General features: G+C 72.3%; 20 protein-coding genes. 12 read left to right on the forward strand and 8 right to left on the reverse strand.

Going from position 1 to position 23928, the window contains the following annotated elements; genetic code table 11:
- Positions 1 to 86 precede the first annotated feature (86 nt).
- The gene (locus ACTMTF_RS11550; protein ID WP_441110583.1) at positions 87 to 692 is read right to left on the reverse strand and encodes an isochorismatase family cysteine hydrolase; all 606 of its coding nucleotides are present in this window, start codon (positions 690 to 692) and stop codon (positions 87 to 89) included.
- Positions 693 to 890: 198 nt separating this feature from the next.
- On the opposite strand from ACTMTF_RS11550, the gene ACTMTF_RS11555 reads away from it, so the two are divergent.
- The 6 genes from ACTMTF_RS11555 to ACTMTF_RS11580 are packed head-to-tail and all read left to right on the forward strand — an operon-like array spanning position 891 to position 8102.
- The gene (locus ACTMTF_RS11555; protein ID WP_441110584.1) at positions 891 to 2897 is read left to right on the forward strand and encodes a protein kinase domain-containing protein; all 2007 of its coding nucleotides are present in this window, start codon (positions 891 to 893) and stop codon (positions 2895 to 2897) included.
- Positions 2898 to 2923: 26 nt separating this feature from the next.
- A complete protein-coding gene (locus tag ACTMTF_RS11560; protein ID WP_441110585.1) occupies positions 2924 to 3286 on the forward strand; it encodes a Zn-ribbon domain-containing OB-fold protein in 363 nt (120 codons plus the stop codon).
- The gene (locus ACTMTF_RS11565) at positions 3283 to 3606 is read left to right on the forward strand and encodes a VOC family protein (protein ID WP_397008952.1); all 324 of its coding nucleotides are present in this window, start codon (positions 3283 to 3285) and stop codon (positions 3604 to 3606) included. The genes ACTMTF_RS11560 and ACTMTF_RS11565 overlap by 4 nt, the downstream gene beginning before the upstream one ends.
- A gap of 13 nt (positions 3607 to 3619) precedes the next feature.
- On the forward strand, positions 3620 to 5188 hold the full coding sequence (locus ACTMTF_RS11570; protein WP_441110586.1) for a class I adenylate-forming enzyme family protein: 1569 nt from the start codon (positions 3620 to 3622) through the stop codon (positions 5186 to 5188).
- Positions 5189 to 5224: 36 nt separating this feature from the next.
- The gene (locus tag ACTMTF_RS11575; protein ID WP_441110587.1) at positions 5225 to 7366 is read left to right on the forward strand and encodes an acetate--CoA ligase family protein; all 2142 of its coding nucleotides are present in this window, start codon (positions 5225 to 5227) and stop codon (positions 7364 to 7366) included.
- A complete protein-coding gene (locus ACTMTF_RS11580; protein WP_441110588.1) occupies positions 7353 to 8102 on the forward strand; it encodes a glucose 1-dehydrogenase in 750 nt (249 codons plus the stop codon). Before ACTMTF_RS11575 ends, ACTMTF_RS11580 begins: the two co-directional genes overlap by 14 nt.
- Positions 8103 to 8131: 29 nt before the next feature.
- On the opposite strand, the gene ACTMTF_RS11585 is transcribed toward ACTMTF_RS11580, so the two are convergent.
- A complete protein-coding gene (locus tag ACTMTF_RS11585) occupies positions 8132 to 8791 on the reverse strand; it encodes a PaaI family thioesterase (protein WP_441110589.1) in 660 nt (219 codons plus the stop codon).
- Positions 8792 to 9145: 354 nt separating this feature from the next.
- On the opposite strand from ACTMTF_RS11585, the gene ACTMTF_RS11590 reads away from it, so the two are divergent.
- Positions 9146 to 11224, forward strand: a complete 2079-nt coding sequence (locus tag ACTMTF_RS11590; protein WP_441110590.1) for a CHAP domain-containing protein — start codon at positions 9146 to 9148, stop codon at positions 11222 to 11224.
- Between the two features lie 49 nt (positions 11225 to 11273).
- Here the strand turns inward: ACTMTF_RS11590 and ACTMTF_RS11595 are convergent, their stop codons facing one another.
- Positions 11274 to 12104: a TIGR03619 family F420-dependent LLM class oxidoreductase gene (locus ACTMTF_RS11595; protein WP_441110591.1), complete on the reverse strand. Its 831-nt coding sequence runs from the start codon at positions 12102 to 12104 to the stop codon at positions 11274 to 11276.
- 32 nt (positions 12105 to 12136) lie between these two features.
- The gene (locus ACTMTF_RS11600; protein ID WP_441110592.1) at positions 12137 to 12793 is read right to left on the reverse strand and encodes a type 1 glutamine amidotransferase domain-containing protein; all 657 of its coding nucleotides are present in this window, start codon (positions 12791 to 12793) and stop codon (positions 12137 to 12139) included.
- Positions 12794 to 12865: 72 nt separating this feature from the next.
- Here ACTMTF_RS11600 and ACTMTF_RS11605 point away from each other — a divergent pair, with 72 nt between their 5' ends.
- Positions 12866 to 13738: a LysR family transcriptional regulator gene (locus ACTMTF_RS11605; RefSeq protein ID WP_441110593.1), complete on the forward strand. Its 873-nt coding sequence runs from the start codon at positions 12866 to 12868 to the stop codon at positions 13736 to 13738.
- A gap of 3 nt (positions 13739 to 13741) precedes the next feature.
- Here ACTMTF_RS11605 and ACTMTF_RS11610 read toward each other — a convergent pair whose 3' ends face one another.
- From ACTMTF_RS11610 to ACTMTF_RS11620, 3 genes are read right to left on the reverse strand one after another with little or no spacing between them, the layout of a single operon-like run.
- Positions 13742 to 14458, reverse strand: coding sequence for an ABC transporter ATP-binding protein (locus ACTMTF_RS11610; RefSeq protein WP_441110594.1), 717 nt, complete (start codon positions 14456 to 14458; stop codon positions 13742 to 13744).
- A 23-nt stretch (positions 14459 to 14481) separates the two neighbouring features.
- Positions 14482 to 17202, reverse strand: coding sequence for an ABC transporter permease subunit (locus ACTMTF_RS11615; RefSeq protein WP_441110595.1), 2721 nt, complete (start codon positions 17200 to 17202; stop codon positions 14482 to 14484).
- Positions 17199 to 18461, reverse strand: a complete 1263-nt coding sequence (locus ACTMTF_RS11620) for an ABC transporter substrate-binding protein (protein WP_441110596.1) — start codon at positions 18459 to 18461, stop codon at positions 17199 to 17201. Before ACTMTF_RS11620 ends, ACTMTF_RS11615 begins: the two co-directional genes overlap by 4 nt.
- A 148-nt stretch (positions 18462 to 18609) precedes the next feature.
- On the opposite strand from ACTMTF_RS11620, the gene ACTMTF_RS11625 reads away from it, so the two are divergent.
- The 4 genes from ACTMTF_RS11625 to ACTMTF_RS11640 are packed head-to-tail and all read left to right on the forward strand — an operon-like array spanning position 18610 to position 22431.
- Complete coding sequence (locus ACTMTF_RS11625) at positions 18610 to 19698, forward strand: alcohol dehydrogenase catalytic domain-containing protein (protein ID WP_441110597.1); 1089 nt, start codon at positions 18610 to 18612, stop codon at positions 19696 to 19698.
- 58 nt (positions 19699 to 19756) lie between these two features.
- Positions 19757 to 21250: an ATP-binding protein gene (locus ACTMTF_RS11630; RefSeq protein WP_441110598.1), complete on the forward strand. Its 1494-nt coding sequence runs from the start codon at positions 19757 to 19759 to the stop codon at positions 21248 to 21250.
- Positions 21251 to 21283: 33 nt separating this feature from the next.
- On the forward strand, positions 21284 to 21778 hold the full coding sequence (locus ACTMTF_RS11635; RefSeq protein WP_441110599.1) for a cupin domain-containing protein: 495 nt from the start codon (positions 21284 to 21286) through the stop codon (positions 21776 to 21778).
- Complete coding sequence (locus ACTMTF_RS11640) at positions 21778 to 22431, forward strand: ArsR/SmtB family transcription factor (RefSeq protein WP_441110600.1); 654 nt, start codon at positions 21778 to 21780, stop codon at positions 22429 to 22431. Before ACTMTF_RS11635 ends, ACTMTF_RS11640 begins: the two co-directional genes overlap by 1 nt.
- Positions 22432 to 22440: 9 nt before the next feature.
- On the opposite strand, the gene gdhA is transcribed toward ACTMTF_RS11640, so the two are convergent.
- Entirely contained in the window at positions 22441 to 23784 is a 1344-nt protein-coding gene (gdhA, locus tag ACTMTF_RS11645) for an NADP-specific glutamate dehydrogenase (protein WP_397008921.1), read from the reverse strand.
- Positions 23785 to 23928: the final 144 nt, after the last annotated feature.

Here is a 23928-nt window from a genome sequence, read left to right on the forward strand (position 1 = left end):
ACCCAGTCTCATCCCACCCGACCCCGTACCACCCGGCTCAGTACCACCCGGCTCCGTCCCGCCCAGCCCCATTTCACCTGGCCCCGTCATCGGGTGGCTCCCGCTTTCCACTCCTCGACGAGGGTCGCGGTGGTGGTGCGGGTGGCCAGGAGGCTGATCGTGTGCTTCAGTACGGCCTGCGCGTAGTCCTCCGGGATGCCCGCGACCGCGTCGGTGACCACCGTGACCCGGTAACCCAGGTTGACCGCCTCCAGGGCCAGGCCGGGGATGCCGAGGTTGAGCGAGACCCCCGCCGCGACCACGGCCGAGACGCCGAGGGAGCGCAGGGTGGTGTCGAGCGCGGTTCCGGTGAACGGGGAGAACCCGTGGTGACGCCTGCTCTCCAGGTCACCCTCGCCGCGCAGCTCCGGCAGCACCTCCACCGGTGGAGTGCCGTCGAGCAGGTGGGCGGGGTCCTTGAGCAGGGCGACGATGAACGGGCAGTTGCCCGTGTGGGAGCCGGCCCGGTCGGGGCGGAAGGCGGCGGTGCAGTGGATCACCGGCATCCCGGCCGCCCTGGCCGCCTGGAGCAGGGTCGCGGTGTTGGCGATCACGTCGTGACGCCGGCACGCCTCCACCAGGTCCGGAAATTTCGTCAGATCGCCGACAACGCCCCTCTGCATCTCCATGACCAGCACAGCGGTCTTCCCCACCCGAAGTCCCCCTTAGCCGAGCGCTTGCTTGGTCATGAGCGTACGCGCGAGGACCACCGTCCGGCTATATCCCGATTACTTCGTACGAAATATCCGCAGTCGTGACAACCGGAACCCCGGGTGAGACCGTCGAATGCATGAGGCGCCGGCAACTGGTCCCTGGTCGACGCAAGAGGCGCCATCAACGGGGGGTTCGGATTGGTCCCTGGTTACCGCGACGTACGCCAGCTCGGGGAGGGCCGCACCGGCCGCGTGTTCCTCTCCACCTACCAGGCGACCGGCGCCTACGTGGCCGTCAAGTACCTCAACGCCACCCTGCGCAGGGACGCCGAGTTCATGCGCCGCTACCGCGCGGACGCCGCCGCCTTGGTAGAGCTCGACGACCCGGCGGCGGTCAAGCTGCACGAGTACGTCGAGACGTCCTCACGTGCGGCCGTGGTGATGGAGCTGGTCGACGGGGTGTCGCTGCGCGCGCTCCTGGCCGAGCACGGCCCGGTCAGCCCCGAGGCGGGGCTCGCGCTGCTCAAGACGGTCCTCAACGGCCTGGCCGCCGCCCACGAGAAGGGCGTGGCGCACCGCGACGTCCGGCCGGAGAACGTGTTCGTCCAGGCGGACGGCGCCTGCAAGCTGTCGGACTTCGGGATCGTGGTGCACGTGGAGGAGCCGGGCGTGCCCGCGGGCAGCCCGGCGTACATGTCGCCCGAGCTGTGGACGCTCGGCGCCGCCGGGCCGCCCGCCGACCTGTACGCGGCCGCCTGCCTGCTGTTCGAGGCCGTCCGGGGGCGGCCGCCCTACCAGGCCGACGACGTCCCCGGCCTGCGTGACCGGCACCTGGTGGAGCCGGTGCCGGTGGAGATCGTCCCCGACCCGCTGCGCGGGCTGCTCAGTCGCGGGCTGGCCAAGGACCCGACCGCCAGGTACGCCTCGGCCCGGCAGTTCGCCGCCGAGCTGGAGCGGGACGCCGAAGCGGGGTACGGACCGGACTGGGAGAAGCGGGGACGGCGGAACCTCGCCGAGCCGGCCACGCTGCTCGCCCTGCACTTCCCCCTGGCCAGGCCGGACTCGGCGGGCCGGACGGATCCAGTGGCGGGCCGGACGGGCCGGACGGGATCGGTGGCGGGCCGGGCGGGCTCGGTGGCGCGCGGCGCCTCCCGCCTGCGCCGCGTGCCGCGGTGGGTGCCCATCTGGCCGCCGTACCTGTGGGTGGCGTGGGCCACGGTCGCGGCGCTGGCCGCCACGCTGATGATGTCGGGCGGCCGGCTGCCGCCGAGTCCGGGCACGGTGCTGCTGCCGCCGCCGGAGAGCACGACGGAGCCCACCGACCCCGAGCCCGACGACCCGGCGCAAACCTCGGCGGACTCCAGGCCCGACACCCCGGCGAGAACCTCGGGAGAGGACGAGCCCGGCACCCCCGCCGATGCCTCGACCGACTCCATGCCGCCCGATCCCACGGGAGCCGCCCCCACCCCCGGCTCCCCCACCACGCCCCCGGCGACGAGCGCCTCCGCGACGCCGACCGGGCGGCGGAGTGCCGGGGCGACGCCGCGTCCGGCCGTTCAGGCGGCGGGCATCCTGTCCTGGAGCGGCTCCGAGGGCTCGGTGCGCGTCACCGCCGACGGCCCAGGACAGGTACGCCTGCGCATCTCGTACATGCGACGTGACGGCGACGGCCCGGCCCGTGAGATGGCGAGCGAGACACGCACGCTCACCGGCCGGACGAGCTACACCAGCGCGGTGCGGCGCGACCTGGGCGCGGTGGCGTGCGGCGAGCGGGCGCACCTGGCCATCGTGGCGATGACCGAACCGGCGGCGGCCAACGGCCCGCAGATCAGCGAGGTGACCGTGACCGGCCCGGACTGCGCCACACCGAGCGCCACCGGCCACCCCACGTCCGGCCACCCCACCCCCGGCGGCCAGAGCCCCACCGGCACCCCACCCGCGTCCCAGGCCCCCGCCCACCGCCCGGCCACCGAAGCGCCTCCCGCCACCCGCCCTTCTGCGGCCCCGATCCCCGCCCGGCAGCACTACCCCACCACCGCGCAGTCCTCGCTCAACCCGATTCCCCATGGGGATCCCCTCACGGCCTCCACCCGACAGCCGTCCCCGACCGCCGAAGCGCCCCCGCCGCGCAGCCCTTGTCCGGACCCGATTCCCGACGCCCCGGACCCGGCCGGGGAAGTCGCTTCCCCGGAGCTTGTCGGGTAACCAAGCGTGCGCTAGCTTGGCAAGCGATGAGCGGTGACATCTCGGCCTACCGGGCCGCCTGCGCGCGCGGCGAGCTGCTCGTCCAGCGCTGCACCTCCTGCGCCCGCCGGGTGCACCTGCCGGAGCCGCGCTGCCCCTGGTGCGACGGCGACGAGCTGGCCTTCGAGCCGGTGTCCGGCCGGGGCGTGGTGCACACGTTCACCGTCGTGCACCGCTCCTTCGTGCCCGCCTACCGGGGCCGCGAGCCGTACGTGCCCGCGTGGGTGGACCTGCCCGAGGGGGCCCGCGTGTTCGGGCACGTCGTAGGGTGCCCGCCCCAGCAGGTCCGGATCGGGATGCCGGTGCGGGTGACGTTCGTGGACGACCTACCGCACTGGAGGCCCCTGTGAGGCTCGGCAACGTGCTCATCCCCGTCACCGACCTGGACCAGGCCATCGCGTTCTACGGGCTGCCGGTGAAGTTCCGCGACGGTGACAGGTTCGCCGCGCTGGACGCGGGCGGGGTGACGGTGGCGCTGGCCGGGCCCGCCGAGCACGTCACCGCCTCGGCCGCGCCCTCGTACAAGGTGGACGACGTGCCGCTGGCCGTACAGGAGCTGGAGGCGCGTGGCGGCGAGGTGGTGCGCGCGCCCGAGAGCGGGCCGCACGAGACGCGCGCCGTGCTGCGTGACCCCTCAGGAAACGTCTTCGTGCTCTATTCGCCCCTCTGACCTGGAGGCCCCCATGGCGCGATCACCGTACGGCAACTACGGGCACGCGATCCTGACCGCCGGCGCGATGCGCGCGCCCGGCCAGGTGGCGCTCACCTACTGCGGCGAGCGGAGCTTCACCTACGGCGAGCTCGACCGGATCGTGAACCGGCGCGCCCACGCCCTGCTCACCGCGGGCGTCGTCCCCGGCCGGCGGGTCGCGGCCCTGCTGAACGAGACCCTGCACGTGGCCGAGGTCTACCTGGCCCAGGCCAAGATCGGCGCGATCACCGCCGCGCTGAACCCGTACTGGCCGGCGGACACGCTGCGCGCCGTCGTCGAGCACTCCCGGTGCACGGCCTTCGTGTACGACTCCACGGTGGAGCGGGTGGTGGCCGAGATCAGGCCGTCGCTGCCGGGCGTGACCACCTGGATCAAGGTGGGCGGCCCCGACGCGGACGCGGTCGACCTGGACGCCCTGTCGGCGACGGCCTCGGCGGAGCCGCCGCCCCTGGGAGGCGGCCACGACGACCCGCTCGCCCTGTACTACACCTCCGGCACCACCGGGCTGCCCAAGGCGGTCGTCCACACGCACGCCTCGTGCCTGGCGACGGCCCAGATCTGGCTCGACGTGCCGCGCTCGGCCGAGTCGGTGTTCGGCACCGGCGCCATCATCTGGGGCATCGGCTTCCCCGCCATCGTGGGGCCCGCCCTGTACGCCGGGATGCGGCTCGTGCTGGAGCAGGACTGGGGTCCGGCCAACTTCCTCACGGTGGTGCCGAGGGAACGGGTCACGCATGTCTCGCAGATCCCGTCGTTCTACGCGGCCCTGCTCGGCTCGCCCGGCCACGAGGGCGTGGACCTGTCGTCCCTCCGGGTCATCATGCTGGGCGGCGAACCGCTCACGCCGGCCATGCTGGAACGGATCAAGCATCGCCTCCCCGACGCCGCCGTCTACGCCTACTACGGCCAGACCGAGGCCCCGTACACCTGCATGGGCCGGGTGGACGACGGCTCCACCCCGCTCGGCTCGTCCGGCCGGGCCCGCACCGGCAACGCGGTCCGGGTGACGGACCCGGCGGGCGAGCGGGTCATCGGCGAGGCGGGCGAGATCAACCTCGCCGGTCCGCACCGGATGGCCGGCTACGACGGGCTGCCGGACAAGACCGCGGAGGTGCTGCGCGGCGACTGGTACGTCGGCGGTGACCTCGGCACCCTTTCCCCGGACGGGGTGCTGCGGGTGCTCGGGCGGCGCGAGGACGCCATCCTCAAGGGCGGGGCGTGGACGCAGCCGGCGGAGATCGAGGACGCGGTCACCGCCCTCGACGGCGTCGCCGAGGCGGGAGCGGTGGGCGTGCCCGCGCACGCCGAGGGCCAGGAGGCGGCGGAGCAGCGCATCCTGCTGGCGGTCGTGGCGCGCGCCGGGCACACCCTGGACGCCGCCAAGCTGGCCCTGTCCCTGGCCGACACCCTCCCTGCGCACCAGCGGCCCGACCACATCGTGATCGCCGACGCCCTCCCGCACTTCGAGGACGCCTCCGGCGGCCCCGGCAAGCTGCTCCGCCGGGAGATCCGCGACCAGCACGGCCACCTGCTCGGCTGACCCGGCCCCGCGGTTTCCGGCCGGCAAGGAGGTTCCATGAGGGAGCACGAGGTCAAGGCACTGCTCCGGAGGGCAGGGGTACGAGTTCCGCGCGGGATCGTGGTGGCCGACGTCGGTGCTGACTTCGCTTTCCAGGATGCGACGGACCTGGCGGAGCCGCTGGTGCTCAAGGCGTTCGGGCCGGGGCTGACGCACAAGTCGGATGCGGGCGCGGTGGTGCTCGGGCTCGGCAGAGGGCAGGTGGCCGGGGCCGCCGCCGCGATGGCCGCGCGGCTGGACGAGCAGGGGATCGCCGCCGACGGGTTCCTGGTGGAGGAGCAGGCGGGCGCGGGCGTGGAGCTGATCGTGGGGCTGGTGCGCGATCCCGGGTTCGGACCGGTGCTGCTCGTGGGGCTGGGCGGGGTGCTGGCGGAGGTGCTGCGGGACACCGCGTTGCGCCTGTGCCCGGTGTCGGAGAAGGACGTGCGGCACATGATGGCGTCCCTGCGCGGCGCCGCGCTGCTGCACGGTCACCGGGGCGAGCGGCCGGTGGACCTGGAGGCGGTGGTCACGCTCCTCATGACGATCGGCGGGCCCGGCGGGCTGTGGGAGCGCCTGGACCTCGGCGAGTTCGAGCTGAACCCGGTCATCGCCACGGCGTCCGGCGTCACAGCGGTGGACGCCCGCTATCTCCCGGCCCGCAACGCTTCGCCCGCACCCCCGGTCCACCGCTCGGGTGCCGCACACGTCCCGCCGTGGGCGTCTGAGTCCGCGCCGGTCGACGGCGGGTTCGAGGCGCTTTTCGAGCCGGCGGCGGTGGCCGTGGTCGGGGCCTCCACGACCAGGCCGAACTTCGGCAACATGTTCCTGGAGTTCTACAAGGCGACCGGCGTCCCCCTGGTGGCCGTCCATCCGCGGGCGCGTGAGGTCGCCGGGGTGCCCGCCGTGCGGTCGCTGGCCGAGGCCGGCGTGGACTACGCGCTCGTGGCCGTACCGGCTGAGAAGTGTGCGGAGGTGGTGCGGCAGGCCGGCGGCGTGGCGTTCGTGCAGGTGATGAGCGGCGGGTTCGGCGAGGCGGGGCGGCCGGAGCTGGAGCGGGAGCTGCTCGCCGCCGCGGGGGCGGCGGGGACGCGGCTGCTCGGGCCGAACTGCATGGGCGTCTACTGCCCGCGCGGCCGTCAGACGTTCGTCGGCGGTGGGCTGGGGGCGGCGGGGACGGTCGCGCTGATCTCGCAGAGCGGCGGCCTGGCCGGGGAGGTGATCAAGGTCGGGGAGCGGCGCGGGCTGGCTTTCAGCCGCGTGGCGACCGTCGGGAACGCCGTCGACGTCACCCCGGCGGAGCTGCTCCGGTGGCTGTCGCGGGACCGGGAGACGCGCGCGGTGGGACTGTACCTGGAGGATCCGCGCGACGGCCGGGCCCTGTACGAGGCGCTGGCCGGCGCGGGGATGCCGGTGGCGCTGCTGGTCGGCGGCCGGACCGAGCAGGGGCAGCGGGCCGCGGCCTCGCACACGGGCGGGCTGGTGAGCCGGTCGCGGATCTGGGAGGCGGTCGCCGACCAGGCCGGGGTCACGCTGGTCAACAGCCAGGACGAGCTGATCGGCGCGCTGGCGTACTTCCAGGCGCACGGCTCGCGGACACACCTCCAGGGGGACGGCCCGCAGGCGTATCTCCAGGCGGACGGCGCGCGAGCGGCGGCGGGGGACGGGACGCTGGTGATCGGGCCGAGCGGCGGGGCGGGTGTGCTGGCGGCCGACGCGTTCGCGCGGGCCGGGGTGCGGCTGGATCCGCTGCCGGACGCGCTGCTGAGCGAGCTGCCGCGCCTCGGGGTCCACGCCGGGGGCAATCCGCTGGAGATCCCCGTGGGGCCGCGTGGGCGGGCCGAGCTGGTGCGGGAGGTGATCGGCGTCGCCGTGCGCGGCCGGCCGTACCGCGACGTGGTGGCGCACGTGAACGTGCAGAGCTTCTTCACCTACGGCACGGCGGCGGAGCCGCTGCTGGCGTACGCGCGGGCGCTCGCCGGGGCGCAGCGCGAGCTCACCACCCGGATCACGCTGGTGACCAGGAACGGCGAGTGCGCCCCCGCCGGAGTCGAGGACGAGATCGGGGCGATCATGACGGCCGCGGGGATCCCCGTGTACCGATCGATGGAGGCGGCGGCGGTCGCCGTGGCGGCGGGAGGGCGTTGTGGGACTGCTTGACGGGAAGGTGGCGCTGGTCACCGGCGGGGCGCGGGGCATGGGCGAGGCGCACGTGCGGCTGTTCCTGCAGGAGGGGGCGCGCGTGGTCTTCGGTGACGTGCTCGACGAGGAGGGCAAGGCGCTGGCGGAGGAGACCGGGGCGACGTACGTGCGCCACGACGTCACCAGCCCGCGGGAGTGGGAGCACGCGGTGGCGACGACCGTCAGTCTGTACGGCGCGCTGGACGTCCTCGTCAACAACGCCGGGATCCTGAAATTTCGGCGTATCAGCGATATGTCGCTAGATGACTTCGACCGTGTCATCAGTGTCAACCTCAGGGGCACCTGGCTGGGGATCAAGTCGGTGATCGAGCCCATGAAGGCGGCCGGCCGGGGCTCGATCGTGAACATCTCCTCCATCGAGGGCTTCATCGGCGCCGAGGGCCTGTCCGCCTACTCGGCCTCCAAGTTCGGCATCCGCGGGGTCACCAAGTCGGCGGCCCGGGAGCTGGCCAGGTTCAAAATCCGCGTCAACTCGGTGCATCCGGGGGCGATCAACACCCCGATGGTGCTGGACCCTGAGCTGGCGGCCGAGGTGGACGCGGAGACCTTCGTGAAGTCGATGGTCATCAAACGGTTCGCCAAGCCGGTCGAGGTCTCGCACGTGGTGGCGTTCCTGGCCTCGGACCGGTCGAGTTACTGCACGGGCAGCGAGTTCACGGTGGACGGCGGACTGCTCACCGGCGCGGGTTACTGACCCGTACGAGCCACTGACCCTTGTACGGGCTACTGACCTGTGCGGGCGCCGCCGTCCGGGAGGCCGCGCGGCCCGTCGCCCCGCAGCCAGGCGGCCGGCGTGACGAACAGGCCCGTCGCCTCCACCAGCAGGGTTCCGTCAGGCAGCGAGATGCGGCCGTCCGACCAGCTCTTACGGCCCTCGGCCCGGGTGTGCTCGGCCGTCGCCACCACCGGCGTGCCGTAGGGCACCGGCGCGCGGTAGGACATGGTCAGCGTCGCCGTCACGCCCGCGTACCCGGCCACGGCGGCGGCCTGGCCCAGCATGTGGTCGAGCACCATGGCGGTGATCCCGCCGTGCACCCCGCCGGGCGGGCCCTCGTGCAACGGCCGGAACGCCACCTCCGCCCGCACCCTTCCCTCCGCGACGTGCTCGACCACGAGCGGGAACGCGAACGGGTTGCCCGCGCCGATGACGGCGTTGCCCAGGGTCCGGACGGTGCCGTCGGCGCGGATCTCGAAAGGATGCGGAGACGTACGGCCGGCCGCGTCGAGCCGCTCGGTCAGCGCGCGCAGCTCGGCGGTGACGGCGGCCAGCTCCTGCTCTCCGACGCCGGTCATGGCCACGGCGTCCATGAGCTCCCTGGTCTGCGCGGCCAGGGCGCACAGCGCCTCGACCCGGGATTCGCTGATGGTCGCCTCGATCGTCATGCCTGGCATCTTAGAACAAGGTTCTACATGCGACCTCTTCCGGTACGTACAGCGACGGAACGACAACGGAGTGAGGTAGTTCAACGGTTTTGGTAGATCTTTTTTGCGTTGAATCACCTTTGTCGTGATATTTCCGTAATACTACTGACCTGCGGCTTCCTGCATGGAACGGGCATGGCCTTCCCTTGACGCGTGCTTGACCTGCCTTTACGTGCCGGTAGCCTCTCGCATCACGGATGACAACAGGTCTCCGGTTTTGTCACAAGCGTCCCGGGTCACCCCGGTACCCCAGGCTGCGCGGACGAAACCGGACTCGCTCGGAAGGGTTGCCCCCACACTTCCATGACCCCTGAGATGAAGAAGTTCATCGAGCTGCTGGAGAACGAGCTCGGCTACGCGGAGAAGGCAAGCGCGTACACCAAGTTCGGCAGCTGGTACGGCAAGAACGTGGAGTTCGACGCCGACTACACCCACGCTCCCTGGTGTGACATGTTCCTCTCCTGGGCCGCGCACAAGCTCGGCTACGAGGAGTGGATGGGCCAGTTCGCCTGGACCGTCGCGCACGCCAAGTGGTTCAAGAAGCAGGACGCCTGGGGCACCAAGCCCGAGCCCGGCGCCTTCGTCTTCTACGACTGGAGCGGCTCCAACAGCATCGGCCGGATCGACCACGTGGGCATCGTGACCCGGGTCGAAGGCGGCCGGATCTTCACCATCGAAGGCAACATCGACGGGGGCGTCGCCAAGCGCAAGGAGCGCGACACCAGCAAGGTCGTCGGCTACGGCTACCCGTGGAAGATCAAGGAACGCCTGGACGCCAAGAAGTCCATGCGCGAGGGGCACTACGCGGCCGACCACCCCGGCAGCCACAAGCCTGGCACGCTCCAGCTGCCCGAGCAGTTCCGCTCGGAGATCCCGTTCCTGGAGACGGAAGAGCAGGCGAAGACGCCGCTTTCGGCGCCGAAGAGCACCGCCAAGAAGAAGACCGGGCAGGCCGAGGCGCCCGCCCCCAAGCCCTCGCCCAAGACCGCCGCCAAGGGTGCGGACCCCGCCCCCGTATCCGGCACGGCCTCGTCGCCGGCGGTGCCCAAGAGCGGCAAGCACGCCAAGCACTCCGCCGCCGACACCAGCGCGGTGACCACCGGCCCCATCCCCGTGATCACGGACGTCGCCGCCTCCTCGCCGCCGCCCGCCGCCGTACTCGGATCCCCCGCCATCCTCACCTCCGCCCTGGTGGCCACCCTGGCGATGCTGGCGATCACCAAGACCAAACGCCTGCGGCTGCGCCCGGCCCTCGCCGCGGCCCCCGCGCCGGCCCCGGCCCACCGCCGTCGCCGTAAGGCCGCCGGACGCGTCACCGCCGAGCGTCCGCCGCGCCGGAACGCCGTCGAACTCACCGGCCCGCACCGGCCCCTCCTGGACGGGCCCCTCCTGGACAGGCCCCTTCCGGACGCCGCCGAGCCGGTCGGCGCGCTCAGGTCGCTCCAGGAGACCGTCGTACCCGCGTTCGAGACGATCGTCATTCCCGAGGCGACGAGCGAGTTCAGCGCGTTCTCCCGCTCAGGATCGTTGAGCGGCTCCCCTCGCACGCCGGAGACCACCGGCCCTCTCGAACTCTTCCCCCGCAGGCTGGATGCCACCGGCCCCATCAGGCCCTACGTGCGGCGGACGACGAACGCCACCGAGCCCGCCACCGCGGCCCGCCGCTTCGAGCCCTTCCCCCTCGCCCCCCGAACACCTGCCCGGCCCGAGTCCCGCACCGGCCACACCACCAGCGGATTCGAGCCGTTCCCGCACACCCGCCACGGGGCGAGCGAGTTCGCGCCCTTCTCCCGCACCAGGCCCGCACCGAGCGGAGGCGAGCCGCGCACCCTGTATGCGACGAGCAGCGGCGAGCCGTCGCCCCACGCCCGGGTGAGCGGGTTCGAGGCGTTCTCCCGCACGCCGGGCGCGGCGAGCGAGTTCGACGCCTTCACCCCCAACGCGGCGTCCTCGCGCGCCGGCGCGACCGGATCCGCCTCCCGCCGCGAGCACCCCTCCGGCGCCTACTCCGGCCGGCGGCGCGGCCGTGAGCACCCGGCGGAGGGCCTGACAGGCTTCGCCACGGACGCCTCCCCGCGCGGCCGCCGCCACCGCCCGTCGGCCGTCGACCGTCAGTTCACCGAGCCGTTCACCCAGGACACCCCGCTCCGCGGCCGCCGCCACCGCTCCACCTCCCCCACGCCCTCCAGACCCACCCATCCCACTGACCCGGCCACCTCCAGGCCCGTCCACCTCACTGACCCGACCATGGCCATGGCAGGCGCGCCGCTGTCGGAGACCTGGCCCTCGCCGTCCGACGACGCATCCAGCGCGGCCCCCCAGCACCCGCGCCCCCAGACCCCCACCCACGGCACCCGCCGCCCAGGCTCCCGCCGAGGCCGCCACCGCGCCTGACAGCCCGGCAGCAACACGAAACAGCGGGCCGGACCCCCGCAGGCCATGCTCACGGTTCAGGAGTGAGGTCGTGGTCGGCGGCGAAGGCCGTCAGGGCGGTGACCGCGTCCCGGGTGCGGGTCCAAGGGCGGACGATGAGCCGGTCCACCCCCAGGGCCGCCCACGACCCCACCTCGTCCGGCGAGGACAGCTCGTAGGCGTGGGCCGTGACGGACGCCGCCCCGCCGAGCGCCTCCAGCCGCCGCAGCTGGGGAGTGATCGTCTCCAGGGTGTGCGGCATGCTGATCCACCCGTCGCACAGCCGAACCGCCCGGCGCAGCGCGGCGGCCGACTCGCCGCCGGCCAGGATGGGCAGCTGGTGCTGGACGGGCTTGGGCTCGAACGCCACCTCGGGAAAGGCGTAGAAAGCCCCCGAATGCTCGACCAGAGGCTCGCTCCACAGCCGCCTGACCACCTCGATGGCCTCGTCGAGCCGCGCCCCCCGTGAGTGGAAGGGCACCCCTGCCGCGTCCCATTCGCCGCGATACCACCCGGCTCCCACGCCGCAGATCGCCCGCCCGGAGGAGACCGCGTCGAGGGTGGCGAAAGCGCGGGCCGACACGAACGGGTGCCGCAACGCCAGCAACTGCACCGCCGTACCCAGCCGGACGCGGGTGGTGAGACCGGCCAGGAAGCACAGGTACGCGGGCGCGTCGTACAGCGGCGTGGACGGCCTGATGGCGGGTTCCGACGAGCCGGGGTAGGCGGCGAGCGACAGGTCGGCGGCGAACACCAGATGCTCGGGCAGCCACACGGACTCGTACCCGAGCTCGTCGGCGGCCACCGCCACGTCCTTCCACGCGGCCGGATGGATGAGCCCGAGCGGCACCCCGAATCGCATGGGCCAAACCTAGCAAACGCTTGGTCGACAAGCTATCGGAGCAGCTTCACGACCTCCTCGGCCAGGGGAGCGGCGCTGGCCGGGTTCTGGCCGGTGGCCAGGCGTCCGTCCACCACCACCTGAGCCTGCCAGTCCGGCCCCGGCTCGTGCCGCGCCCCCCTGCCCACCAGGGCGTCCGCCAACAGGAACGGCACCACGTCCGCCACCCCGGCGGCCTTCTCCTCGTCGTTGGTGAAGCCGGCCACCCGCTTGCCGGCGACCAGGTACGTACCGTCGGAGAGCGTCAGGTTCACCAGCGCGGCGGGCCCGTGGCAGACGGCCGCGACCACACCGCCGCGTTCGTACACCTCCCGCCCGACCCGAGCGACATCGGGATCGCGAGGAAAGTCCCACATGGTGCCATGCCCACCCGCGTAGAAGACGGCGTCGTACCGCGAGGCGTCGAGCCCCTCAAGCCGGGGCGTGTCCCGCTCCCCGACGGCGGCGAGGAAGTCCACCTGCGCCGGGTCCTGCGGATCGAACCCGTCCTGCGGCGCCCGCCCGCCCCGGACACTGGCCACCTCCACCTCGAACCCCGCGCGCCGGAACACCTCCCACGGATGCGCCGCCTCCGACACGTAGTAGCCGGTCTTCCGCACCCCTCCCAGGTCGTCGTGGCTGGTCAGAACGATCAGTATGCGCTTGTCCATGCCCCCAGCATGCCCCCGTCCAGGCATCACCCACCAATAGCGGCAAACGCCCCGAGCCATCAGAATACTGATGTGTCCCTCTCGCTGGATCTGCTCAGGACGTTCCTCTCGGTGCACCGGACCGGCTCCATCACGGCCGCCGCCCAGACCCTGGGCCTCTCCCAGCCCGCCGTGACCGCCCAGGTCAAGTCGCTGGAGGCGGCCTTGGGCCGGCCGCTGTTCGACCGGCTGCCGCGCGGCGTCGCCCCCACCCCGGCCGCCGACGAGCTGGCCCGCCGCGTCGCCCCGGCGCTGGACGCCCTCGGCGCGGTGGTGGGCGAAGAGCTGCCGGCCGAGCGAGCCGTGCACCTCGGCGGTCCGGCCGAGTACATCTGCGAGCGGGTCGTGCCGCTGCTCACGCCGCTGGTCCGCGACGGCGTGCGGCTGCGCGTCAGGTTCGGCCTGTCCGACGACCTGCTCGCCGACCTCGCCGCCGGACGCCTCGACCTGGTCATCTCCACCATCCGCCCGCGCCTGCGCGGCGTGCGCGCCGAGCCGCTGTACGACGAGGAGTTCGTCCTGGTCGCCGCTCCTGACCTGCTCGTACGCCTTCCGCACGACGAACGGGCCGACCTGGCCCATCTCCCCCTGATCGCCTACGCCGAGGACCTGCCGATCATCCGGCGCTACTGGCGCACGATGTTCGGCAGACGCCCCACCGCCACCGCCCAGGTGGTCATCCCCGATCTGCGCGGCGTGCTGAACGCGGTGCTGGCCGGCCTGGGCGTCTCGGTGCTGCCGTCCTACCTGTGCGACCGCGACCTCGCGGCGGGCCGACTGGTGGCGCTGGCCGAGCCGGAGGTGCCGCCCATCAACACCGGCTATCTGGCGATCCGCTCGGGCGCCCAGGCCGACGCCACCGTGGCCCGCGTCCACGCCCACCTGTCCGAGGGCCTGCGCGGCTGACCCTCATCCCAGGTAGGCGGCGCGTACGGCAGGGTCGTCACGGACCTGGTCCGGCGGGCCCGACGCGATCGCCCTGCCCAGGTCGAGGACCACGAGCCGGTCACAGGCGCCCATGACGAAGCCCATGTCGTGCTCGACCAGCAGCACGGTGGTGTCCAGGGCGGCGACCACCTCGGCCAGCCGGGCGGTCTGGTCGGCGTCCAGCCCCGAGGTGGGCTCGTCGAGCAGCAGCAGGCGCGGCCGGTCGGCCAGGGCACGGGCGAGCTCCACGAGCCTGCGCCGCCCCACCGGCAAGGCGGCGGCGTAGGCGTCGCGCACCTTGGTCAGCCCGCACAGCTCCAGCACCTGCGCCACCCGCAGCCTGCGCTCACGTTCGAGTCGCCGTCTGGCGGGCCATCCGGCCAGGTCGGCGAGGAGCCCGCCACCTCCGCCGCGCCATTCGAGCGCCGCCAGCACGTTGTCCGCCACGCTCAGCCGCCCGAACACCTGCGGCCGCTGGAACGTCCGCCGCACCCCCAGCCGCGCCCTCCGCACCGCCGAGAGCCCGGTCATGTCCGCGCCGCCGACCCGCACCCGCCCAGCGTCCGGCCTGCGCAATCCCGTCACCACGTCGAACAGCGTCGTCTTGCCCGCCCCGTTCGGCCCGATGACCCCGCAGACCTGCCCCTCGGGCACCTCGAACGACACCTCCGACAGCGCGCTGACCCCACCGAAAGCCACCGAGACACCCTGTACGTCCAGCATCACGTCGCCCCCAGGTAAGCGGCGGTCAGGCGGTCGCCGTCCACCTCGGCGCGCGGGCCCGTCCAGGTGACGCGGCCGAGTCGCATGAACGCCACCCGGTCGGCGATCCGCAGCGCCTCCGTGGCCTTCTCCTCCACCAGGAGCAGCGCCACCCCGCGCTCCCGCAGCTCGGCGAAGAGCTCGAAGATCTGCTGGACGACCAGCGGCGCCAGGCCGAGCGACGGCTCGTCGGCGATCAGCACCCGTGGCGGCCGGACCAGCGCCGGGGCGAGGGTGAGCAGTTGCTGCTCGCCACCGGACAACGCCCCCGCCGGGACGGCCCGGCGCTCGGCGAGCCGTGGCAGGCGCTCGTACACCTGGGCGGGGTCGGGCAGCCAGGTCCGCAGGTTCTCCTCCACGGTCAGGCCGGGGAACACGCCCCGGCCCTCGGGGGCCAGCAGCACGCCCGCCCGCGCCCTGCGGTACGCGGGCCAGTCCGTGATGTCGGCGCCGTCGAGCAGCACCCGCCCGCTGGTGGCGGGCAGGTCCCCGGCCGCGACGGCACAGGCGGTGGACTTCCCCGCGCCGTTCGCCCCGAGCAACGCGACCGCCTCCCCCGGCCGTACGACCAGATCCACGCCACGCAGCACCGTGCAGTCGGCGTACCCGGCCACGACGTTCTCCAGCCGGAACAACTCCTGAGCCCCGCCGCCGGACACCTCCGGCCGCGACCGGCCGACGACCCGGCCCACGCGCGCCACGGGCACCCGATGTTCCGGACCCACCGGCCGCTCCTGGTCCGTCGAAGCCTCCGGCCCCACCTGCCCCACCTGCCCCACCTGGCCAGCCGGCGCCGACCGGCGGGTGCGGCGGCGGTGGCGGGCTTCGGCGAGTTGGGCCAGCACGCCGTCCGGGTGCTTGGCGAGGATCATGCCGCCCGCCCCGAACAGGATGGCCCCCACGTGCGCCGACACGTCCCAGGTGGCCAGCAGCTCAGGGAAGACGACGGCGATCAGCCCGCCGAGCACCGCCCCGCCGATCCGCCGCACGCCCTGCAGCACCACGACGGCCAGCCAGACGAACCCGGAGAAGGCCGGCAGATCGGTGGCCGTGATCGAGCCCTTGGAGATCGCGTACAGCACCCCGCCGAGGCCCGCGATCGCGGAGGCGAGCACGAAGAGGAGGATCTTGGCACGCGGGGCGGACAGCCCCGAGGTGACGGCGGCCGCCGGCGCGGACCGGACCGCCAGAATGGCCCGCCCAGACGCCGATTTTTCGAGATTTTTCACGAGAAGCCCGACAACCCCGATGAGCACGAGCAGCACCACCACCCGCACCCGCGGATCGGATGTGTCGGCGAACCCGAAGCCGAGCGCGGGCAGCGGCCACCCGATCGTGCCGTTGCTGAACGCGTCCACCTGGAACAGCACCTGGTCGGCCAGGAGTGCCAGCGCGAGCGTGGCCAGCGTGAGCACCCGCCCGCCCAGCCGGAGCGCGGGCAGCGCCACCAGCAGCCCGACCGCGCCGGCCGCCAGCACCCCCAGCAGGATCGCCGCCAGGAACGGCAGCCCGGAGGCGAAGGCCCACCCGCAGGTCAGCGCGGCCATCGCGGCGAAGGACGCCTGCGCCAGGTTCACCATCCCGCCGATCCCGGTCACCACCACGAAGGAGCAGAAGATCAACGCCAGCACCAGCCCCTGGGCGGCGATGCCCACGTAGTACTCGGGCCCGGTGAAGGTGAAGCCCAGCAGCGCGACCAGCGCCACCGCCCACGGCAGCCTGCGCCGCCACAGCGGCACCCCGGCGAGATGGTCGGGCGGCGGCGCGTCCTCGGCGGTGCTTCCCGCGACCCGCTCCCGTGACCTGTTGAGCAGCACCAGCCCGGCGAACAGCAGGATGACCGGCACCGCCGTCCGCAACCCGGTGATCTCTTCGAGGAAGTCGGTGTATCCGGCGACCAGGTTCTGCACCACGCCCAGCGCGAGCCCGGCGGCGAACGTCCACGGGATCGACCGCAGCCGCCCGAACACCGCCGCCGTCGCCGAGGCGAACAGCAGCACCGTGTACGCGGTGGCGTCGAGCCCGACCACCGAGACGGCCAGCACCCCGGCGAGCCCGGCCAGGCCCGAGCCGAGCGTCCAGGCCAGGGCCGAGGTGGCGGCCACGTCGACGCCGCGCAGCGTGGCCAGCCGCCTCCGGTCGACCGAGGCCCGCATGCGCAGGCCGTACGGAGTGTGCCGCATGAACGCCCACAGCCCGGCGGCGGTGACCACCGAGAAGGCGAAGGTGATGAGCTGGTCGGTGTCCAGGCGTACGCCGAGCGGTTCGAGGCCCACGGCGGGGTGCGGGCCGATGCCGCGCGGCAGCGCGGTGGCGTCCGCGGCCGGCAGCCCGAGCAGGTCCACCACGAGCAGGCCGAGCGCGGGCAGCGCGATCGTGAGCCCGATCGTGCCGACGATCTGCGCGGTCTCCCCCGCCTGGGCGAGCCCGGCGAACATGGCCCGGTGCAGCAGGTAACCCAGTGCGGGCGCGAACAGGGCGACGGCGATCAGCGCGGCCAGCCAGGCGGGCAGCCCCAGCGCCACGTTGAGCTGGTAGAACACCAGCGCCGTCAGGAACCCGATGGCGCCGTGGGCGAAGTTGAACACGCCGGTCGCCGCGTACGACAGGGTCAGGCCGGCGCCCATGATCGCGAAGATCGCGCCGGTGACGAGCCCGCTGAGGACGTAGCCGACGATCATTTCAGCGGCACGTTGTCGAAGCACTTCATGCTTCTGGCCACCTGGAACGCGCCGCCCTCCAGCTTGACCAGGGCGCCGCAGCCGTTCGGCTCGGTGTGGTCCTTCGGGTAGCGGATCCGGCCGAAGCCCGGATTGTCGTAGGCGTAGGAGCCGTTCGCGGTGGCCAGGAACTTCTCCCTGGTCAGATCCTTGCCGGTCCTGTCCAGCAGGTCGAGGAAGATGTCGGCGGCCCAGTAGCCGATGGCCAGGTGCTGGGTCAGCGTGGCGCCCGGCGCCACCTTCTCGACGTCCGCCCTGAGCCGGGCGATCTCCGGAGCGTCGGACTCGAACGGCTCGAACATGGGCGCGGCGATCACGCCCTCCAGCGCCTGCGCGCTCGCCGGGTCCTTGAGGATGGCGGCGTCGTAGCTGGTGGCGTCGGTGAGCACACCCTTGTAGCCGGCCCGCTTCAGCGCCGAGTACAGCCCGACGTTGAACTTGGTGCCGGCGATCACCGACACCACGACGTCGGGCGGACCGCCGTCATCCGACGTCATGATCTTGTTCACGTACGGGAGCCAGTCGGGCGGCGGCGCGGCGCCGGGCAGGCCGGAGTTCACGCCGGCCAGCTCGAACCCGGCCGCGGTGAACGACTGCGAGATCGTGGTGCCGCCGTACTTGCTGCCGCTGGAGTCGGAGGTCTGCACGTACACGCTCTTGCCTTCGGAGCCGCCGAGCAGGTCCGCCATCTGCCTGCCCCACCACGTCTGGGAGCCCGCGCCCGGCTTGGGGGCCAGGCAGCCGTTGTAGCCGAACCCGGTCTTCGTGCCGCACCACTGCGGCCCGGTCGCCCAGCCGAACCACGGCACGCCCTCCCGCTCCAGGAAGGCGGCCCCGCCGAAGTTCGGCGCGTGCACCGGCACCAGGGCGAAGACCTGGTCTTTCTGTACGAGCTTCTTCGCGGCGGCATCGCCCTTGGCCGCGTCCTGGCCGTCGTCCTCGGCGCCGAGGAAGTCGATCGTGCGCCCGTGGACGCCGCCTTCGGCGTTGGCCCGCTCGAACCTGGCCTTGGCGCCGAGCTCGGCGTCCTTGGTGGAGTAGCCGCTGGCGCTGGTCTTGGTGAGCACGCCGCCGATCCTGACCGTGGAGTCGGTCACCCCGGGCGCGTTCCCGCCCGGCCCGGCGGTCCCGCCGCCGCTCCGCTCGGCCGCGCAGCCGGCCAGCATCCCGGCCGCCGCCAGCGCCGCCACGCTCCGCCGTACCGCGTGCTGTCGCCGCACCTTCGCCTCCCCGCATACGGGCGGGCTAGATTTTGGCCTAGCGCTCGCTTGGTTTTGCGTCAGCGTAAGTTTGCCGGGAAGGGGTGTCAACGCCTCGTCGCCCGAGCAACCGCTTGTTAGAGATCGGTGGCCGGGCTAGCGTGGGCGCATGCTGATGCGCGCGGCCGTGCTGACCGGTTTCCACGCCCCGCTGGAGGTCCGCGACGTCGAGATCGCCGACCCGGGCCCCGGCGAGGTCAGAGTCCAGATCAAGGCGTCCGGCGTGTGCGGCTCCGACCTCAAGGCCATCGACGGAAAGAGCCCGGTCGTCTCCCGCCTGCCGTTCATCCTGGGCCACGAGAGCGCCGGCGTCGTGGAGAGCACCGGCCCCGGGGTCACCGCCGTCAGGCCCGGCGACCACGTCATCATCGCCATGAACGGCCCCTGCGGGAAGTGCCGGAGCTGCGGCGCGGGCCGCTTCCACCTGTGCTCCGGCCGGGACCGGATGACCGCCGTCATGGGCGGCCCGCCCCGCGTCACCCTGGACGGCGAGCAGGCCCGCCGCTTCATCGGCATCGGCTCGTTCGCCGAGTACGCCGTCGTCGGCGAGGCCATGTGCGTGCGGATCGCCCCCGACGCCCCGTTCGACGCCATGTGCCTGCTGGCCTGCGGCGTCGTCACCGGCGTCGGCGCCGTGCTCAACGTCGCCCGGGTCTCCCCCGGCTCCACCGTCCTGGTCGTCGGCTGCGGCGGCGTCGGCCTGAACGTCGTCCAGGGCGCCGTCCTCGCGGGCGCCACCACGATCATCGCCGCCGACGTGGCGGAGCCGAAGCTCAAACTCGCCGAACGCTTCGGCGCCACCCACACCCTCACCCCCGCCGATCTCCCCTCCCAGGTGGGCGACCTGGTCAAAGGCGGCGTCGACTACGCCTTCGACGCCACCGGAGTGCCCGGCGTGCTCGCCCAGGCCTTCGCCGCCACCCAGCCGGGAGGCGCCACGGTCATGGTCGGCAGCCCTCCGGCCGGCCACCCGATCGAGCTCGACCCCGGCCTGCTGTTCGCCTCCCGCCGCCTCATGGGCACCCAGGGCGGCAACGCGGCCCCCCACCGCGACCTGCCGATGCTCGCCGAGCAGTACCGACGCGGCCGCCTCGACCTCGACGGCCTCATCACCGAACGCCTGCCGCTGACCCAGATCAACGAAGCGGTCACCCACACCCGCCAAGGCACCGTCGCCCGCACCGTCATCGTCTTCTGAGCCCGATCCACTGAAGTACAGTTCACTGAAACGTACTTCAGTGCACGCGGAGTCGCTCATGGTAGCCAGCAAGCCCACCTACATCTTCGATCGCGACTGGGAGTGGCAGGCGCTTACGGAGTTCGCCACCGGGACTCAGCCGGAGGTGGCTTTCGGGGTGGTGAGCGGGCGGCGGCGGCAGGGAAAGACCTTCCTGCTCCGCGCGCTGGCCGAGGAGCTCGGCGGCTTCTACTTCGAGGCCACCGAGGGCACCGACATCGAACTGCTCCGGCTCTTCGGCATGACGCTGGGGCAGCGCACCGGCTCCCCTGTGGGCCTGCCCTTCGCGGACTGGCGGGACGCGCTGACCTTCATGTTCTCACTGCCCGGCGAGCGGCCCATGCCGCTGATCATCGACGAGTTCCCGTACCTCATGAAAGCCAATCCCGCCCTGCCCTCCATCCTCAAGCAGGAGATCGACCTGCGCGGCCGGACGCATCGCGGCGCGAGTCAGGCCAGGCTGCTGATCTGCGGCTCGGCCCTGTCCGTCATAGGCAAGGTGCTGTCCGGCCAGGCTCCGCTGCGCGGCCGGGCACGGTTGGAGCTCGTCGTCCAGCCGCTGCCGTTCCGCGAGGCCGCCGAGTTCTGGGAGCTCGGAGATCCAAGGCTCGCGGCCATGGTGCACGCGATCGTCGGCGGCACCCCTGCCTACCGGCATGAGTTCGTGGCCTCGGACACGCCCCGGTCGGTGGAGGACTTCGACGCCTGGGTGGTCCGCTCCGTGCTCGACCGGCGGCGCCCCCTCTTCCGGGAGGGCCGGTATCTCCTCGCCGAGGAGGCGGACATTCGCGACCCGGCCCTCTACCACTCGGTGCTTGCCGCCATCGCGCAGGGCAACCACACCTGGGGGCGCATCGCGGGGCACATCGGTTATAAATCCTCTGACATCACTCATCCGCTACGTGTGCTGGAAGACTGCGGACTGGTGGTCAAGGAGCGGGACGCGTTCCAGTCCAACGCCACCTGCTACCGGATCGCGGAGCCGATCATCGCCTTCTACCAGGCGATCATGCGTCCCGAGTGGGCCGCCCTCACCACCGGGCACGCCTCCCAGGTCTGGGAGCGGGCTCGCGGGCGCTTCTCCTCCGCGATCATGGGCCCGCACTTCGAGACACTCTGCCGAGAGTTCGCCTCACGTTACGGCGACGACCTGTTCGGCCCCGTCGGCGAGGTCGCCGCGGGCACCGTGACGGATCCCGGCAGCCGCGGCAAGAAGGAGCGCAAGATCCAGATCGATGTCGCGGTGCTCTCCCCCGCCTTCGCCGGTGAGCCGAGAAAGGTGCGCTCTCTGGGCGAGGCGAAGTGGGGGGAGGTAATGGGGCTGCGGCACCTGGACAGGCTCCGCCAGGCGCGTGACCTCCTGGAGGCCAAGGGCTACGACACGAGCGAGACCGTGCTCGCCTGTTACGGCGGCGCGGGCTTCGACGAGGAGTTGACGGCGGCCGCCCGGTCCGACGCGGGGGTCCTGCTCGTGGATCTCCCTACTCTTTACGGGTCGGCCATGAGCCGCTAATCTAAAGAACAATAGAAAATCAGAGGAGGCGGCATGTCCTATCCTCCGGCCCGTTACCTGGGTGAGAGCGGCGAGAGCAGTGGTGTGCTCCGGCCGGCCGTGCAGGCGCCGGACCTGGTGATGAGCCCCGGCGGCACCGAGGTGCACTACCTGAGCACCGGAGCCTCCACCAACGGCGCGTTCGGGCTCTACCGGTGGGAGATGGGGCCGAAGCCCGGCGGGGCGAGCCCGCACTTCCATCGGGGCATGACCGAGTCCTTCTACGTCCTGTCCGGCAGCGTCCGGCTCTACGACGGCACCACCTGGGCGGACGGCACGCCGGGTGACTTCCTGTTCGTGCCCGAGGGCGGCATCCACGCCTTCCGCAACGAGTCCGGGGAGCCGGCGACGATGCTCATCCTGTTCACGCCGGGAGCGCCCCGCGAGGGCTATTTCGAGGAGCTCGCCGACATCAACACCACCGGCCGGCAGCTCAGCGACGAGGAGTGGACCGAGCTGTTCCGACGCCACGACCAGTTCATGGTCTGATGCCCGACTTCCCGGAAGAGCCGATCTACCAGCAGCTCGCCCGCATCGGCAAGGCGCTGTCCAACCCGGTCCGGCTGCGCCTGCTCGACGTGCTCGACCAGCGTGAGCGTACGGTCGAGGAGCTGTCGGAGGAGGCGGGCGTGGCGCTGAAGAACACCTCGGCCCAGCTCCAGCAGCTCCGCGCCGCGCACCTGGTGACCAGCCGTAAGGAAGGCACCCGGGTCCACTACCGGCTGGCCGACGAGCGGGTGTCGCGCTTTCTCGGCCACTTCCAGGGCTTCGCCCACGAACGGCTCGCCGACCTGCGTGACGCCGTCGAGGAGCGGCTCGGGTCGTTCGAGGCGGTGTCGGTCGCCGAGCTGGCCGCGCGGCTCGCCGAGCCGGACACGGTGGTGGTGGACGTGCGCTCGGCCGAGGCCTACGCCGAGGGGCACGTGCCGGGCGCGGTGTCGGTGCCGTTGAAGGAGCTGCGGGACCGGCTGGGCGAGCTGCCCGGCGACACGGAGATCATCGCCTACTGCGGCGGCCCGTACTGCGTGGTCTCGCCCCGGGCGGTGGAGATGCTGCGCGCCCACGGCTACCGGGCGCGGCCCCTGGACGGCGGCCTCACCGGCTGGCGCCGGTCGGGGCGCGCCGTCCAGGGGTCCGGTTAGGTCAGGCCCCTAGATCAGACCAAGGGAAAGCATGGCGTCGGCGACCCGGCGGAAGCCGTCGATGTTGGAGCCCGCCACGTAGTTGCCCGGCATGCCGTACTCGTCGGCGGTCTCCACGCAGCGGCCGTGGATGTCGCGCATGATCTCCCGCAGGCGGAGCTCGGTGGCCTCGAAGGTCCAGGAGTCGCGGCTGGCGTTCTGCTGCATCTCCAGCGCGCTGGTGGCCACGCCGCCGGCGTTGGCGGCCTTGCCGGGGCCGAAGGCGACGCCCGCCTCCAGGAAGATCTTGATGCCTTCGGGGGTGGTGGGCATGTTCGCCCCCTCACCGACGGCCACGCAACCGCCCTCGACCAGCTTGGCGGCGTCGCGGCCGGTGATCTCGTTCTGCGTGGCGGACGGCATCGCCACCTCGCAGGGCACCTCCCACACGCTGCGTCCCGGCACGAACGTGACGTGCTCGCCACGACGGGCGGCGTAGGTCTCCAGACGGCCGCGCTCGACCTGCTTGATCTGCTTGAGCAGCTCCAGGTCGATGCCCTTGTCGTCGACGACGTAGCCGGAGGAGTCGGAGCAGGCCACCACCCTGCCGCCGAGCTGCTCGACCTTCTCGATGGCGTAGACGGCGACGTTGCCGGAGCCGGACACCACGACCGTCTTGCCGTCGAAGGAGGTGCCGCGCGCCTTGAGCATCTCCTCCACGAAGAACGCGCACCCGTAGCCGGTGGCCTCGGTGCGCACCTGGGCGCCGCCGTACGACAGCCCCTTGCCGGTGATGACGCCGGACTCGAAGCGGTTGGTGATGCGCTTGTACTGGCCGAACATGAAACCGACCTCGCGCCCGCCGACGCCGATGTCACCGGCGGGGACGTCGGTGTACTCACCGATGTGGCGGTAGAGCTCGGTCATGAAGCTCTGGCAGAACCGCATGATCTCCCGCTCGGAGCGCCCCTTGGGGTCGAAGTCCGAGCCGCCCTTGCCGCCGCCGATGGGCAGGCCGGTGAGGCTGTTCTTGAAGATCTGCTCGAACCCGAGAAACTTGACGATCCCCAGGTAGACCGACGGGTGGAAGCGCAGGCCGCCCTTGTACGGTCCCAGCGCGCTGTTGAACTCGACCCGGAAGCCGCGGTTGATGTGCACCTCGCCGCGGTCGTCCTCCCACGGCACCCGGAAGATGATCTGCCGCTCGGGCTCACAGATGCGCTCGATGATCTTCGATTCAGCGTATTCCGGATGCTTGCCGAGGACCGGACCGACGCTCTCAAGGACCTCGCGCACAGCCTGGTGGAACTCGATCTCCCCGGGATTGCGCCGAAGGACGTTGTCATAGATCGCTGACAGCTTTTCGTGCAACACCGAATTCCCCCAGTTCACGTACCGTTACATTCCTCACTTTAAGGGGCGGCAATGAGTGAGATGTATCCGGGGCGGCTGACTATGCGCATTCTGAAGGTCGCTCTTCTACCATCGGCCTCCTGCCCCTGATCCTGAGGAGGTTCG

Source organism: Nonomuraea sp. ZG12 (genome assembly GCF_052068115.1).
In the GTDB taxonomy this organism is placed as follows: domain Bacteria; phylum Actinomycetota; class Actinomycetes; order Streptosporangiales; family Streptosporangiaceae; genus Nonomuraea.